The sequence below is a fragment of the Intestinimonas sp. genome (assembly GCF_026169115.1).
In the GTDB taxonomy this organism is placed as follows: Bacteria; Bacillota; Clostridia; order Oscillospirales; family Oscillospiraceae; genus Intestinimonas.
Genome location: NZ_JAPFEA010000031.1, coordinates 1 through 12,956, shown reverse-complemented (window position 1 = coordinate 12,956; position 12,956 = coordinate 1). Strand labels below are relative to the sequence as shown.

15 protein-coding genes are annotated in these 12,956 nt (G+C 65.1%); 6 read left to right on the top strand and 9 right to left on the bottom strand.

Annotation, left to right across the window (positions count from 1 at the left end; all coding sequences use genetic code 11):
* Nucleotides 1-4 precede the first annotated feature (4 nt).
* The 4 genes from rimI to tsaD are packed head-to-tail and all read left to right on the top strand — an operon-like array spanning nucleotide 5 to nucleotide 2,330.
* Nucleotides 5-463 carry a ribosomal protein S18-alanine N-acetyltransferase gene (gene rimI, locus Q0Y09_RS03015; protein ID WP_297717401.1) on the top strand — a complete coding sequence of 153 codons (459 nt, stop codon included), beginning with the start codon at nucleotides 5-7 and terminating at the stop codon, nucleotides 461-463.
* The gene (locus tag Q0Y09_RS03010) at nucleotides 441-1,028 is read left to right on the top strand and encodes a GNAT family N-acetyltransferase (RefSeq protein ID WP_297717398.1); all 588 of its coding nucleotides are present in this window, start codon (nucleotides 441-443) and stop codon (nucleotides 1,026-1,028) included. Before rimI ends, Q0Y09_RS03010 begins: the two co-directional genes overlap by 23 nt.
* 23 nt (nucleotides 1,029-1,051) lie before the next feature.
* Nucleotides 1,052-1,315, top strand: coding sequence for a helix-turn-helix transcriptional regulator (locus Q0Y09_RS03005; RefSeq protein WP_297717395.1), 264 nt, complete (start codon nucleotides 1,052-1,054; stop codon nucleotides 1,313-1,315).
* Between the two features lie 4 nt (nucleotides 1,316-1,319).
* Nucleotides 1,320-2,330 carry a tRNA (adenosine(37)-N6)-threonylcarbamoyltransferase complex transferase subunit TsaD gene (gene tsaD / locus Q0Y09_RS03000; RefSeq protein ID WP_297717391.1) on the top strand — a complete coding sequence of 337 codons (1,011 nt, stop codon included), beginning with the start codon at nucleotides 1,320-1,322 and terminating at the stop codon, nucleotides 2,328-2,330.
* 65 nt (nucleotides 2,331-2,395) lie between these two features.
* On the opposite strand, the gene Q0Y09_RS02995 is transcribed toward tsaD, so the two are convergent.
* Genes Q0Y09_RS02995 through Q0Y09_RS02985 form a run of 3 tightly spaced genes read right to left on the bottom strand, consistent with a single transcriptional unit; the run spans nucleotide 2,396 to nucleotide 5,579 of the window.
* Complete coding sequence (locus Q0Y09_RS02995) at nucleotides 2,396-2,917, bottom strand: DUF4358 domain-containing protein (RefSeq protein WP_297717388.1); 522 nt, start codon at nucleotides 2,915-2,917, stop codon at nucleotides 2,396-2,398.
* Complete coding sequence (locus Q0Y09_RS02990) at nucleotides 2,914-5,394, bottom strand: ATP-dependent Clp protease ATP-binding subunit (RefSeq protein ID WP_367184327.1); 2,481 nt, start codon at nucleotides 5,392-5,394, stop codon at nucleotides 2,914-2,916. Before Q0Y09_RS02990 ends, Q0Y09_RS02995 begins: the two co-directional genes overlap by 4 nt.
* Nucleotides 5,395-5,396: 2 nt before the next feature.
* Nucleotides 5,397-5,579 (bottom strand): hypothetical protein, encoded by a 183-nt coding sequence (locus Q0Y09_RS02985; RefSeq protein WP_297717385.1) that lies wholly within the window; start codon nucleotides 5,577-5,579, stop codon nucleotides 5,397-5,399.
* Between the two features lie 245 nt (nucleotides 5,580-5,824).
* Between Q0Y09_RS02985 and Q0Y09_RS02980 the strand changes: the two genes are divergently transcribed.
* Together Q0Y09_RS02980 and Q0Y09_RS02975 are read left to right on the top strand one after the other, a co-directional pair.
* Nucleotides 5,825-5,995: a DUF362 domain-containing protein gene (locus tag Q0Y09_RS02980; RefSeq protein WP_297717383.1), complete on the top strand. Its 171-nt coding sequence runs from the start codon at nucleotides 5,825-5,827 to the stop codon at nucleotides 5,993-5,995.
* A gap of 121 nt (nucleotides 5,996-6,116) precedes the next feature.
* Nucleotides 6,117-6,593, top strand: coding sequence for a hypothetical protein (locus Q0Y09_RS02975; protein WP_297717381.1), 477 nt, complete (start codon nucleotides 6,117-6,119; stop codon nucleotides 6,591-6,593).
* Between the two features lie 109 nt (nucleotides 6,594-6,702).
* On the opposite strand, the gene Q0Y09_RS02970 is transcribed toward Q0Y09_RS02975, so the two are convergent.
* The 6 genes from Q0Y09_RS02970 to Q0Y09_RS02945 all read right to left on the bottom strand — a co-directional run bounded on the left by Q0Y09_RS02970 (nucleotide 6,703) and on the right by Q0Y09_RS02945 (nucleotide 12,922).
* Nucleotides 6,703-7,893, bottom strand: coding sequence for a coenzyme F420-0:L-glutamate ligase (locus tag Q0Y09_RS02970; protein ID WP_297717378.1), 1,191 nt, complete (start codon nucleotides 7,891-7,893; stop codon nucleotides 6,703-6,705).
* Nucleotides 7,894-7,996: 103 nt separating this feature from the next.
* Nucleotides 7,997-9,001: an inorganic phosphate transporter gene (locus Q0Y09_RS02965; RefSeq protein WP_297717375.1), complete on the bottom strand. Its 1,005-nt coding sequence runs from the start codon at nucleotides 8,999-9,001 to the stop codon at nucleotides 7,997-7,999.
* Nucleotides 9,002-9,057: 56 nt separating this feature from the next.
* On the bottom strand, nucleotides 9,058-10,047 hold the full coding sequence (locus Q0Y09_RS02960) for a hypothetical protein (RefSeq protein ID WP_297717372.1): 990 nt from the start codon (nucleotides 10,045-10,047) through the stop codon (nucleotides 9,058-9,060).
* A 133-nt stretch (nucleotides 10,048-10,180) separates the two neighbouring features.
* Nucleotides 10,181-11,518, bottom strand: a complete 1,338-nt coding sequence (locus Q0Y09_RS02955; protein WP_297717370.1) for an MATE family efflux transporter — start codon at nucleotides 11,516-11,518, stop codon at nucleotides 10,181-10,183.
* A gap of 26 nt (nucleotides 11,519-11,544) precedes the next feature.
* Nucleotides 11,545-12,354 carry a hypothetical protein gene (locus tag Q0Y09_RS02950; RefSeq protein WP_297717367.1) on the bottom strand — a complete coding sequence of 270 codons (810 nt, stop codon included), beginning with the start codon at nucleotides 12,352-12,354 and terminating at the stop codon, nucleotides 11,545-11,547.
* A gap of 4 nt (nucleotides 12,355-12,358) precedes the next feature.
* Nucleotides 12,359-12,922: a GNAT family N-acetyltransferase gene (locus Q0Y09_RS02945; RefSeq protein ID WP_297717364.1), complete on the bottom strand. Its 564-nt coding sequence runs from the start codon at nucleotides 12,920-12,922 to the stop codon at nucleotides 12,359-12,361.
* Nucleotides 12,923-12,956: the final 34 nt, after the last annotated feature.

Sequence of the window (12,956 nt, the reverse complement as noted above, 5' to 3'; positions counted from 1 at the left end):
AGATATGCATTATGATCTGGTCCCCATGGACCGCTCCCATCTGGCGGGGGTGCTGTCCATTGAACGGGACTGCTTTGAGCGGCCATGGTCGGAGCAGACCTTTGCCGACGCACTTTACAACGATGCCGTCTCCCTGATCGCAGCCCAGGGGGAGGACGGGACGGTGCTGGGCTACGCCGAGCTGTCGGTGATCCTGGACGAGGGCTGTCTGGAGAAGATCGCCGTGGCCCCCAAATATCGCCGCCAGGGCGTGGCGGAAGAGCTTTTGGGCGCCTTTCTGCGGTTCGGCCGGGCCAATCTGGCCTTTATCACCCTGGAGGTCCGGGAGAGCAACGCCCCTGCCATCGCCCTCTATGAAAAGCTGGGCTTTCAGCAGGTGGGGCGGAGGAAGAATTACTATGCGGAAGTCCATGAGGACGCAATTTTAATGACGGTGGAGTTTGATCGAATTGGAACAGTATGAGTTGAAAAAGCTGGATTTGGATGCCCTGCACCTGGTCTATCGGGACCATCTGACGCCGGATTTCCCGCCGGCGGAGCGCAAGCCCATGGCGGCTATGGAGAAGCTGCTCGATGCGGGGCGGTATGAGCCCTGGGGCCTTTACCGGGGAGAGGAGCTCATGGCCTACGCCATGATGTGGAAGGACCCCGAGGGGAGCTTTGAGCTGCTGGACTACCTGGGGGTCTGCCAGGGCAAGCCCCGGGGACAGGGCATCGGCACGGTGATGGTGGCCTATCTGATGGACCATTACAGCCATGTGGAGGGCATCCTGGTGGAGGCCGAGGCCGAGGACGAGAGCGTTTCCGAGGAGGAAAACGCCCTGCGCCGGCGGCGGCTGGCCTTCTACCGCCGGGTGGGCTTCAAGGACCTGAGCTATGTGGCCGAGATCTACGGCGTGCGCTACGCCATGTTCCTCTATGGCGACAAGAGCGAGGAGGAGGCCATGGAGGCCCACCAGCGCCTCTACCACTACGAGCTCACCCCCTGGCTTTACGACAGGTTCATCCACATCCCTGAGAAGATGTAAGGTGGTCTGGGGAGAGGTGTGACATGAGACCACAACCCATTCGACTGAAAGAACTGCGGGAAGAAAAGGGTCTGACCCAGGAGGAAGCGGCGGCTTTGATGGGGGTCGTACCCCGTCAGTATCAGCGTTACGAGCGGGGCGAGGGGGAGCCCAAGCTGGCGGGCTGGATTTTTCTCGCCGACTTCTACGGTGTGTCGCTGGACTATCTGGTGGGGCGGTCAGAGGGACCGGGGCGGCAAGGCACGGATTTGACTGCCCCCACGCTGAATTTCGAGGAAAAGAGCTGATACCATGAACATACTGGCCTTTGAGTCCTCCTGTGACGAGACCGCCGCCGCCGTGGTCCGGGACGGGCGGCAGGTGCTCTCCGACGTCATCGCCTCCCAGGCGGATATGCACGCCATTTATGGCGGCGTGGTGCCGGAGATCGCCTCCCGGAAGCATGTGGAGGCCATCGCCGGCCTGGCCGACGCCGCCCTCCAGAAGGCCGGACTCTGCAAGCGGGACATCGACGCTGTGGCCGTCACCTATGGCCCCGGACTCATCGGCGCGGTGCTGGTGGGGGTCAACTTTGCCAAGTCGGCGGCCTATGGACTGGGTGTGCCGCTGATCCCCGTCCACCACGTCCGGGGCCATATCTCGGCCAATTACATCGCCCACCTGGACCTGGAGCCCCCCTTTGTCTGTCTGTGCGTCTCCGGCGGCACCACCCTCATCGTGGACGTGAAGGACTACACCAAAATGCAGGTGCTGGGCGCCACCCGGGACGACGCGGCGGGGGAGTGCTTCGATAAGGTGGCCCGGGTGCTGGGCATCGGCTACCCCGGCGGCGCGCCCATGGACCGGCTGAGCCGGGGCGGAGACGATCAGAAGTATTCCTTCCCGTCGGTCCATGTCCACGACGCCCCCATGGACATGTCCTTTTCCGGGCTGAAAACGGCTGCCATCAACCTCATCCACAACGCCCAGCAGAAGGGGGAGACCCTGGACCTGCCCGCGCTGGCGGCCTCCTTTGCCGGGGCGGTCAGCGATATGCTGGTGCCCCGGGTCATGGAGGCGGCCAGACTGTGCCGGTACCGGAAGGTGGCCGTGGCCGGCGGCGTGGCGGCCAACTCCCGCATCCGGGGGGATCTGGAGCGGGCCTGCGCTGACGCGGGCATGGAGCTCTATCTGCCCCCCCTCTCCCTGTGTGGTGACAATGGGGCCATGATCGGCTGTCAGGGCTATTATGAATACCTGGCCGGCAGGCGGGGCGGGCTGGATCTGAACGCCTATGCCAACCTGGACATTGAAAAGGGATAAAAGAATAAAAAACGGCGGCCCCTTCCCGAATTGGGAAGGGGCCGCATTGGTTTAACTGGGAAATATTAGCCGTTGAGAGAGGTCTTGATGGCCTCCAGAACGGTGTCCTGATCCTCGCACATGACCAGCAGGATGGTGCCGTCGTCCAGGGTCTCCACCTTGGCGGCGTTGGCGATCTCATACTGATCGGCAAGATACTGCTGGAAGCTCTGCTTCTGCAGTTCCACAAAGGCATTGACGCCCTCCAGGACCTCCTCGCTCTTGCCCTCGGCAGGGAGGATGGCGGCCACGCCGTAGGCTTTGATGTTCATGGAGGAGATGGCCACGGCAAAGGAGGCGGCATTTTCCTCGGTGATGCCCAGCATGGGCAGGATCATGGCGGCCATGTCGTCCTCAGTGGAGGTGATGACAGGGACAACCTTGTTGAGCTCATCGTCCCGGGCGGACTCGATGGCGGTCTTGTAAGCCTCCGTGTATTCCTCGGGGGTCTTGTCAGCGCCGCCGGCGTTGTTGCCGGAGCCGCCGCAGCCCACCAGGGCGGCGAGGAGCAGAAGAGCGGACAGGGAAAGAGACAGCATACGTTTCATTGGGGTGATTCTCCTTTGGCTTTATTTTGGTTACAGTCTCCTTGGACGCAGGCCGCAGGATTTTGTTCCCTGGGCGCCGAAAAAATTTGAAATTTATTTTCTCCGGCCAGGACCATGGCGGTCTCCCCGGCGGAGAGCCTGCCGCTCAGGAGCAGCTCAGCGATGGGATCTTCCACCTGGGTGCGGATGGCGCGGCGGAGGGGACGGGCGCCGTATTCCGGGTCGAAGCCCGCATCGGTGAGACGGTCCAGGGCCTGATCGCTCACCTGGAGGGCCACCTGATGTGCTTCCAGGCGATGTCCCAGCTGGTCCAGCAGCCGGCGGGCGATGCGCCGCAGCTCCGGGCGCTCCAGAGGCTGGAAGACGATGATCTCGTCCACCCGGTTGAGAAATTCAGGCCGGAAGATCTGCGTGAGCTCGGCAAAAACTGCCTGCCGGAGCTCCTCCGGCGGACGGCCCGCCCCCGGCTGGGCGGTAAAGCCCAGGCGGCCCCCTTTGGCGGTGAGCCGCCGGGCCCCGGCGTTGGAGGTCATGACCACCACCGTATTCCGGAAATCCACCTTGCGGCCCTGGGCGTCGGTGACCGTGCCGTCCTCCAGGATCTGGAGCAGGATCCCCCAGACGTCGGGGTGGGCCTTTTCCAGCTCGTCGAAGAGGACTACGGAATAGGGCTTGCGCCGCACTCTTTCGGTGAGCTGTCCCCCCTCGTCATAGCCCACATAGCCTGGGGGAGAGCCCAGGAGCCGGGAGACGGTGTGCTTTTCCATATACTCCGACATGTCGAAGCGGAGAAGGGCCTCCTCGGTGCCGAAGAGAGCGGCGGCCAGCGCCTTGCACAGCTCGGTCTTGCCCACGCCGGTGGGTCCGAGAAAGAGGAAGGAGCCAATGGGGCGGCCAGGTTCCTTCAGACCGGCCCGGCCCCGGCGGACGGCGCGGGCCACCGCGCAGACGGCGGCATCCTGCCCCACCACTCGCCGGTGGAGCTCCTCCTCCAGAGCCAGGAGCCGGTCGGACTCGGCCCGGGTCAGGGTGCTTATGGGGATACCGGTGGAGTCGGCCACCACGGCGGCCACATCCTCCGCCTCCACCTGCCGGCTCCTGTGGTCCTGCCGCCAGGCACGACACTGGACCGCCAGCTCCCGGCGGAAATCCCGCTCTGCGTCCCGAAGCATGGCGGCCTGCTCGTAATTCTGGGCCCGGATGGCGGTCTCCCGGGCGGCTGCGGCCTGACAGGCCCGGGCTTCCAGACCCTGGAGGGCGGGGGGCGTCTCCAGACCGCCGATCCGCACCTGAGCGGCGGCCTCGTCGATGAGGTCCACCGCCTTGTCCGGGAGGAAGCGGTCCGGGAGATAGCGGCAGGAGAGGTCCACCGCCGCCTCCAGAGCCTGATCGGAGATGGTCAGCCCGTGGTGTCCCTCGTAGCGGCTGCGCAATCCCCGGAGGATGACCAGAGCGTCTGCGCGGCTGGGTTCCTCGACCAGAACAGACTGGAAGCGGCGCTCCAGGGCGGCGTCCCGCTCGATATACTTCCGGTACTCGGCCAGGGTGGTGGCGCCAATCACCTGGAGGTCCCCGCGGCTCAGGGCGGGCTTGAGGATATTGGCGGCGTCGATGGCGCCCTCGGCGCTGCCCGCGCCTACAATGGTATGGAGCTCATCCAGAAAGAGAATGATATCCCCCGCCCGCCTGACCTCGGACAGGATGTTCTTGATGCGCTCCTCAAATTCGCCCCGGTATTTGGTCCCCGCCACAGTGGCGGAGAGGTCCAGGGAGAGCAGACGCTTGCCGCGCAGACAGTCTGGGACCTGGCCGGCGGCAATGCGCCGGGCCAGTCCCTCAGCAATGGCGGTCTTTCCCACCCCGGGCTCTCCGATGAGGGCGGGGTTGTTCTTCTGCCGCCGGGAGAGGATCTGGATGACCCGCCGCAGCTCGCTGTCCCGCCCGATGACCGGGTCCAGGCTGCCGGCGGCGGCCAGACGGGTCAGATCCTTGGAAAATTGTTCTAACAGCTTTTTTTCGCCCCGTTCTGTGTGATCTCGTTCCGGGCGGGGCCGGGCCGTCCCTTCCCAGGGAAGGGAGCCGGCGGGAGTCACGCCCAGTGTCTTCCATATATCTGTGTAGAGCCTGCCCAGCTGTCCTGTGGAGGCCAGGATCCGGGCGGCGGTACATTCTCCAAGGCGGAGAAGGCCCAGCAGCAGGTGCTCAGTGTCCACCCGGCGAGAGCCGGCGCGCAGGCATTCGGCGGCGGCCAGCTCCACGGCCTGCCGGCAGTGGGGCGTCAGGCCGTGGAGGGGGAGAGAGACGGCGCTGCCGCTGCCGGATGTGCGCTGCACCTCCTCCTCCAGGCGCTGCGGTGTGAGGCCGGAGGCCAGAAGCAGCCGGGCGGCCACCCCCTGTCCCTCCCGGGCCAGGCCCAGCAGCAGATGCTCAGTGCCCACATAGCTGTGGCCCAGATTGGCCGACGCCCGCTGAGCCAGCTTCAGGGCTGCCTGGGCCCGCTGGGTGAATCGGTCTTCTCGGATGGTCTTTCACCTCGATTCCCCTTACTTTGTGCCGCCGGAGGGCTCCGGCGTCCGTGGGCCCGGCTGTGGGACGCGCCCTCCAGCTCCGGGGTCAGGGCCCCGGCCAGCTCCACGCGAAAACGGTCCTGCTCTTTCCGCATATGCTCACCTCCTGAGGGTTGAAAAGCGGCGCTACGCCGCATCTAAACTATATCCAGGACGGGGGCGGGATAAACCACCTTCCGCACCGGACTGGAAGATCCTAGGCCACAGCCCTAGTTTAACCAGTTTGGGCGTTCCTACCCATTCGGAGTAAAAAACAGGAGAGAATTTTGCAGAAATAAACGTTGCAATTTTTCAAAACTGTGGTAGAATGGTTTTACATTGAAAATTGGAGGTGTTCCCAATGGCCTATGTCATCAGCGATGCTTGCGTGAGCTGCGGCGCCTGCGCCGATTCCTGCCCCATGGGCGCTATTTCCCAGGGCGACAGCCAGTACGTCATCGACGCCAATACCTGCATCGATTGCGGTTCCTGCGCTGATACCTGCCCCACCGGCGCCATCTCTCAGGGCTGAGCTCCGGAGCATACTTAATCAAAAAACAAGGCGGCGTACAACAGTACGCCGCCTTGTTTTTACTTGACAGGGAGCGCCGTCTCCGGTATGCTGGAACAAATACATAAAAAGGAGCGGACCCATGCACCATCACCACGACCACTGCGGCTGCGGCTGCGGACACGACCATGAACACGAACACCGGCATGAGCACCACGGTGAGCACGCAGGCCGGCATGGAGAGCTGAGCCCTGCCCAGGCGGCCTTCCTCCACGAGCTGGAGCACCATCACTACCTGCCGCTGGCCAGATTTCTGGTGGAGAGCACGGTGGAGGACGACTTCTCCAGCGTGGCCCTTTCGCCAGTCTACCTCCGGGGGCCGGAGGAGACTATGGACCAAGTCAAGGAGACGGGCAGAATGCTCCTGGACCTGGAGGAGCGGGGCTGGCTCACCCTGGACTACGGCTACCCGCTGGAGGGCTACCCCTATACAGAGTACCGGGAGTCTGCCCTTTATGCCCTCTTTCAGCGCACAGTGAAGGAGGCGGCGGGCCGCCCCGGCTTTTTGGGGGATACGCCGGTGCTGGAGCTGGGGAGCATCGCCCCGGCGGAGGAATAAGGCGAGTGTAAAAACCGGGGGACCGCGTAGCTGCGCGGTCCCCCGGTTCGTTTGTCTGTGACAAAAAAACCCTCCCCCGGCGATACCGGGGGAGGGAACTTATAGGTCCTTACTTGGTGTAGTTGTCGAAATAGCCCTGAACGAGGATGATGGGAGTGCCCTTGTCGCCGCTGCCGGAGGTCAGATCGCACAGAGAGCCGATGAGGTCGGTGAGTCGGCGGGGCGTGGTGCCCTGGGAGACCATCTGACCCTTCAGATCGGCGTCCTTGTGGCGGATATAGTTGGAGATGGCCTCCTTGAGGGCGTCGCCGGACAGGTCGGCAAAATCGTTGTCGGCCAGATATTTCAGCTTGACCTCATTGGGCTGGCCCTCCAGGCCGGAGGTGTAGGCGGGAGAGACCACCGGATCGGCCAGCTCCCAGATCTTGCCCACGGGGTCCTTGAAAGCGCCGTCGCCGTAGACCATGACCTCCACATGCCTGCCGGTCTTTTCCTCCAGGGCCTTCTGGATGCGGTCCACCACGGTCTGGCAGTCCCGGGGGAAGAGCTTGACCTTGTCCTCGGTGGCCTTGTTGCTGCCCAGCAGGCCGTAATTCTCGTTGTAGCCGCTGCCGTCCACAGAGGCGGTCATGATCTCATCCAGACCCAGTACCAGCTCGGCGCCGGCCTTGGTCAGCAGACGCTTGGAGCGCGCCCGGGTGTGGATATCGCAGCAGAGGACGTGCTTGGTGTAGTCCAGGATGGCCCGGCAGTCGTTGGCCAGCACCACCTCGACCTCACAGCCGCAGCTGGTGATGAGGTCCTTGTAGTACTCGATGTAGTCCACGCCGGTGAAGACATGCTTGTGGTAGCCGAAGAGCTCCCGGTATTTGGCCTCGGAGAGGACGTCCTTGTAGGGGTCCACGCCCTTTTCGTCCACCAGGTCCATATCGATGAGGTGATTGCCCACCTCGTCAGAGGGGTAGCTGAGCATCAGAACGATTTTCTTGGCGCCGGTGGCGATGCCCTTGAGGCAGATGGCGAAGCGGTTCCGGCTCAGGATGGGGAAGACCACGCCCACGGTGTGGTCACCGAACTTGCTGCGGACGTCGGCGGCGATCTGGTCCACGGTGGCGTAATTGCCCTGGGCCCTGGCCACCACGGCCTCCGTCACCGCCACCACGTCCTGGTCGTGGAGCTGGAAGCCCGCGCTCTCGGAAGCGGCGAGCACGCTGTCCACCACGATCTGGGCGATGTCATCTCCCTCCCGGATGATGGGAGCACGGATGCCTCTGGATACAGTGCCGACTAATCTTTCCATGGTTTTTCCTCCGTTATCTGATTGCGGCTCTGTCGTCCCGGACGGCCCGCCGCTGCACATACATGTCTATTATATACGTTTGTTTCACGAATGAAAAGAGATTTTAGAGAAAAAAGAGAAGGAATTTCGCACAGAGGAAGCCCAGCAGGCCGCATACAGGGAAGGTGAGGGCCCAGGCCAGGGCGATGGACCCGGCGACGCTCCAGTTCGGATGCTGTCCCGCCCCCAAAATGGCGGCTGTTTTGGTGTGGGTGGTGGAGACAGGCAGACCCAGCAGGGTGCAGCCCAGGAGGCTCACAGCGCCGGCCACATCGGCGGCCAGTCCCCGGCGGAGGTCCAGCGCCACCATATCCCGGCCCACCGCGTCCACGATCCGGCGGCCACCCAGCGCGGTGCCCAGGGCCATGGCCCCGGCGCACAGGGCGGAGAGCCACAGCGGGGCAGGGCCGCTGGGGCGGCTCTGCCCGGCGGCCAGAGAGAGCCCCAGGAGGAAGACCCCCAGGAACTTCTGGCCGTCCTGGGCTCCATGGAGGAGGGCCATGGCGGCCGCCCCCGCCCGCTGGGCGCTCCGGTAAAAGGCGGTACTCCGGGGCTTCCCTGGCCGGGCGGTCAGGACCTTGGCCAGGAGCCAGCCCGTTCCCGCGGACAGGGGGAGGGCCAGCAGGACCCTGAGCCAGGCCCGGAGCGCCACGCCGCCCCCGCTCCTTCCCAGCGCCAGCGAAGCCCCGGCGAGGCCGGCCAACAGTCCGTGGCTCTCGCTGGTGGGGATGCGGAGGACCCAGGCCGCCGCCGACCAGGCGATGACGGCTCCCAGAGCGGCGCAGAGGGCCCACAGGGCCGCCCGGCTGTCCCCGTCGAACCGGGCCAGATCCAGCACGCTCCGGGCCACTGCGGGAAAAAAGACGGCGGAGAGCAGGGCCCCCAGCAGATCGCAGACCGCCGCCAGCGCGGCGGCGGCGGGGAAGGAGAGGGCGCCGGAGGCCACGGTGGTGGCGATGGCGTTGGGGGCGTCGGTCCAGCCGTTGACCAGCAGCACCCCCAGCGTCAGCAGGGCCACCGGCAGCAGACCGGGGACGGTCAGGACCTCTGCGAGAGAAGAAACGGACACGAAAACACCCCCTCCCCACAGCATACGGCGGGAAGGGGGCGAATATGTTGGGTGGCTCAGAACTCCGGCAGGGAGAAGGAAAAGTCGCTCAGGCCGAAGGCGGAGCCGGTATAGACCACGTTGGCGTTGAGCATGGCGGCGTGGACCCCTTCCACCGGCATGCCCTCCGCCCGGAGGGAGATACCGAAGGAGGCCCGGATGGCGTCGCCCTCGGTGGTGAAGAAGATCCAGTGGCCCAGGTCGGCCTCCATCTCCGACCCCAGACCGGGATACCCCAGGTCGGCGAGGCTCAGGGGGAGACTGGCGTCCCCCGCCAGAAGGGTGATCTGGTCAGTTTCCGGGTCGTAGGCGCTGGAGAGGGTCAGGTCCACAATGGCGGTGTAGTCGGCGGGATCGAACTGGAAGAGCTGCCATGCGCCGCTGGAGAAGTCCACCAGCGAGAGCCCCCATACGCTGACGCCGGAGCCGCCGCCCAGAAAGCTGACGACGGCCAGCTCCTCCATCCCGTCGCTGTCGTAGTCGCCGTAGGCCATGGCCGGCATCAGGGTCTGAGAGGCGAGGAAGGGGATGTCAAAGGACTGCCACAGGGTCCCGACCCTGAGAATGAGTCCCTGGGTGTTTTCAGCGTCGCAGTAGCCGTAGAGCCAGGTGTCCTGTTCGGGGAGCTGGCACACCAGATAGAGACCGGTCTCCCCCTCTTCCAGGGCGCTCACCCGGTCGGCCACATCCGTGCCGCTGGAGAGCTGAGTGGGGAAGTCGTCCAGGGTCAGGCTGTCGGGGTCGCCGTCCCAATCCGGGGGAACAGACGCGGTCACAGGGCCGGTCTCTGCCGGGGCGGGGGTCTCGGACGGCGGCTGCTCCGTGGGGGCGGCAGGTGTGACGGTGGGGGCGGGGGGAGCGGTGAGCGTGGGGGTGGGCGTCTCCACCGCCAGGGGGGTGGGGGAGACCGTCTCCGTCGCCTCCGGCGAGGGCGTGGCCGTCTTTCTGCCCATGCAGCCCGACAGGGCCAGCAGGCAGACGGCGCACAGGATGATGAGCTTCTTCAAAGGGAAAGTCCTCCCTTCCATATCTTGGAATGTAATTTCGGCTTTGTTTGTAGATTATACCCTCTCAGCCGAAAGAAAACAACCACAAAGTTATGAACATTGGGTAACGAATGGTTCCAATTCTGCCGGAGACTTACAGGGAAGAGAGTTGTTTCCGGCTGATCCGGCGGAACAGGAGCAGGGCGGCCAGGCAGGAGAGAAGCTCGGCGAAGGGGAAGGAGAGCCACATGAGCCCCGCGCTGAACCGGCCCAGGAGCCAGGCGGCGGGGAGAATGAGGACCACCTGCCGCAGCAGAGAGAGGGCCAGACTGACGCCGGCGGAGCCCAGGGCCTGGAAGACGGCGCACAGGATGGTGGTGACGCCGGCGAAGACCAGACCGACGGCGATCATACGCAGGGCGGGGACGCCGGAGGAGAGCACGGCGGCTTCGGCGCCGAAGAGCCCCAGCAGGGGCCCGGGGATGAGGAGGAGAAGGGCGGACCCCGCCGCCATGATGGCGGCCCCCAGGGCCAGCGCGAACCGGGTCAGAGAGAGGATGCGGCTTCGGCTCCGGGCGCCGTAGTTGTAGGCCACCAGCGGGGTGAGTCCGTTGGTGAGGCCGGCCACCGGCATGATGAGGAAGGTCTGAAGCTTGAAGTAAGCGCCCAGGATGAAGACGGCGCTGGGATCGTAGAGGGCCATGATCTTGTTGAGCCCCAGCATCATGACGGAGGAGAGGGACTGCATGGCGGCGGCGGGGATGCCCACCCGGCAGATCTCCGCCAGGATATCCTTCCTGGGGCGGAATCCTCTGGGGGAGAGGGGGAAGCGGCGGAGCCGCCGGAGGAGGAGGCAGCCGACTGCCATGCCGGTGAGCTGGCCTAGGACCGTGGCGGTGGCGGCGCCGGCCACCCCCAGGGCGGGAAATGGACCCAGGCCGAAAATGAGGAGGGGGTCCAGGATCAGATTGACCACGGCTCCGATGCCCTGGATCACCATAGGGCCGATGGGGTCCCCGCAGGCCAGGAGGATGCGTTCAGAGGCGAACTGCATGGTCATGCCCACCGAAGCGCAGGTGACGATGGTGAGATAGGTCCGGCCAGGGACGGCGATGGCGGGATCGCCGGTGAAAAAGGCCATAAAGGGCCGGGAGAGCCCCAGGCCGAAGGCGAGAAAGAGGAGCCAGCACAGCAGATAGAGGAAGACGCCGTTGAGGGCCACCTTCCGGGCCTCCTCCCGGTCACCCTCGCCCAGCCGCCGGGAGAGGAGGGCGTTGAGCCCCACCCCGGTCCCCACGCAGACGGCCACCATGCACATCTGCACCGGGTAGGCCAGGGACAGGGCCTCAAAGGCCGCGCCGCTGAGCCGGGAGACGAACATGGAGTCCACCAGGTTGTAGAGGGCCTGGATGAGCATGGAGAGCATCATGGGCCAGGCCATCCGCAGCAGCAGGGGCCGCACCGGCATGGTGCCCATACGGGTGTCATCCACGTTTTAACACTCCTTTTCTTTCAGATTCAGACCACCGTGGTGGGTTCAATGCGGATGTCCCGCAGGGAGAAATCCGTGCCCTCCCAGTCAATGGCGGCCAGTATGTTGGCGAAGCGGACGCCGGTGACGTCCAGCCGCGCGCCCAGCACCACGGTGAAGACGCCCTCCTCCTCCCGGAAGAAGCAGCTGTCCAGGACGAGCTGTCCAGAGGCCGAGCGGCAGGCGTCCGGCAGCTGGTAGACGGCGCTGGTGGCACCGTAGGACAGAGTGAACCGGTCACCGTCACGGTCCGTGGTTACCTCCGCCAGGGCCTTCCGGGCGCAGGCGTCGTGGGTGGCGGCGCAGTCGGACCAAGCCGCGCCATCCCATGTATAGAGATGGAGGTCATAGGAGATCCGGTCACCGTCGGCGGACATCAGATAGCGGACGGCCAGGGACTCTTCGCCGTCGCTGTCGGTGAGGTAGAGCTCCGGCAGGGCCGGGGCGCTCGGCGAGACAAATTCCTGGTCGAAGTGGGTGAGGACCTCACCCCGCCGCAGCAGGATGCCGCCGCCGTATTCCTGACCCAGGCCGTAAAGGAAGATCTCCTTCTCCAGCTTGCAGCCCAGGAGGAGAATCTGATCTGCGGCCCCGGCGGCCATGTCCTCCGGTTTGGCCAGGGCGGTGGGCAGGTCGGCTACGGTGAGGGCGGCCCAGGGGGCGTCCTCCGCCGCCGGAAGGCTGGCCGTGGGGGCCGGCACAGCGGGAGAGGGGGTCCAGTTCAGGGGCTCCTCTCCGCCGCAGGCGGTCAGGAGGGCCAGGGCGCACAGCAGGGCGGCCACGCTCATTTTCCACATGGTATCACAGCTCCCTTGTATATCTCAGGTCCACACAGACGGCGTTGGGCGGGAAGGGGATGTCGGCGTGGGTGCCGTCCCAGGCGAAGCCGTGGGCGGCATAGAACCGGCGGGCCTTCTCGTTTTCCCGGAGAACGAAGACAAAACAGTTCTGATAGCCTTCCCGGCGCAGGCGGTCCATGGCCTCCTCAATGAGCCGTCCGCCGTAGCCCCTGCCCCGCTCGTCGGGGTGGGTGTAGAAGGAGATGAGCTCTCCCCAGCCGGCGTAGGCGGCATTGGGGAAGTCGGAGCCCTCCCTGGTGCCGGCATTGTAGTTTTCCGTCCGGGCGGGGCCGTAGTTGATGCAGGCCACAGGGGTGTCATCCCTATAAAGCAAAAGACCGTGACATCGATTGAGCCGGTAGTCGTCCCGGAAGAAGGGGACCCACCGCTCATCGGTGATCTCCCGGGCCATATACTCCGCCGGCACCGCGTCCACATAAGTGTCCCGCCATCCCAGGGCGTGGATAAGGGACATGGCGCGAAAGTGTTCGTCGGTGCATGCGTCCACAAAGTGGAGCTGTTCCATGCTGGTGCCTCCTGTCTTGCGCCTGGGATAATGG

What these genes read in the sequence shown, in the direction of transcription:
- rimI (WP_297717401.1), top strand. Translation starts at nt 5, where the DNA reads ATGCATTATGATCTGGTCCCCATGGACCGCTCCCATCTGGCGGGGGTG.
- Q0Y09_RS03005 (WP_297717395.1), top strand. Translation starts at nt 1,052, where the DNA reads ATGAGACCACAACCCATTCGACTGAAAGAACTGCGGGAAGAAAAGGGT.
- tsaD (WP_297717391.1), top strand. Translation starts at nt 1,320, where the DNA reads ATGAACATACTGGCCTTTGAGTCCTCCTGTGACGAGACCGCCGCCGCC.
- Q0Y09_RS02995 (WP_297717388.1), bottom strand. Translation starts at nt 2,917, where the DNA reads ATGAAACGTATGCTGTCTCTTTCCCTGTCCGCTCTTCTGCTCCTCGCC.
- Q0Y09_RS02985 (WP_297717385.1), bottom strand. Translation starts at nt 5,579, where the DNA reads ATGCGGAAAGAGCAGGACCGTTTTCGCGTGGAGCTGGCCGGGGCCCTG.
- Q0Y09_RS02980 (WP_297717383.1), top strand. Translation starts at nt 5,825, where the DNA reads ATGGCCTATGTCATCAGCGATGCTTGCGTGAGCTGCGGCGCCTGCGCC.
- Q0Y09_RS02975 (WP_297717381.1), top strand. Translation starts at nt 6,117, where the DNA reads ATGCACCATCACCACGACCACTGCGGCTGCGGCTGCGGACACGACCAT.
- Q0Y09_RS02970 (WP_297717378.1), bottom strand. Translation starts at nt 7,893, where the DNA reads ATGGAAAGATTAGTCGGCACTGTATCCAGAGGCATCCGTGCTCCCATC.
- Q0Y09_RS02950 (WP_297717367.1), bottom strand. Translation starts at nt 12,354, where the DNA reads ATGTGGAAAATGAGCGTGGCCGCCCTGCTGTGCGCCCTGGCCCTCCTG.
- Q0Y09_RS02945 (WP_297717364.1), bottom strand. Translation starts at nt 12,922, where the DNA reads ATGGAACAGCTCCACTTTGTGGACGCATGCACCGACGAACACTTTCGC.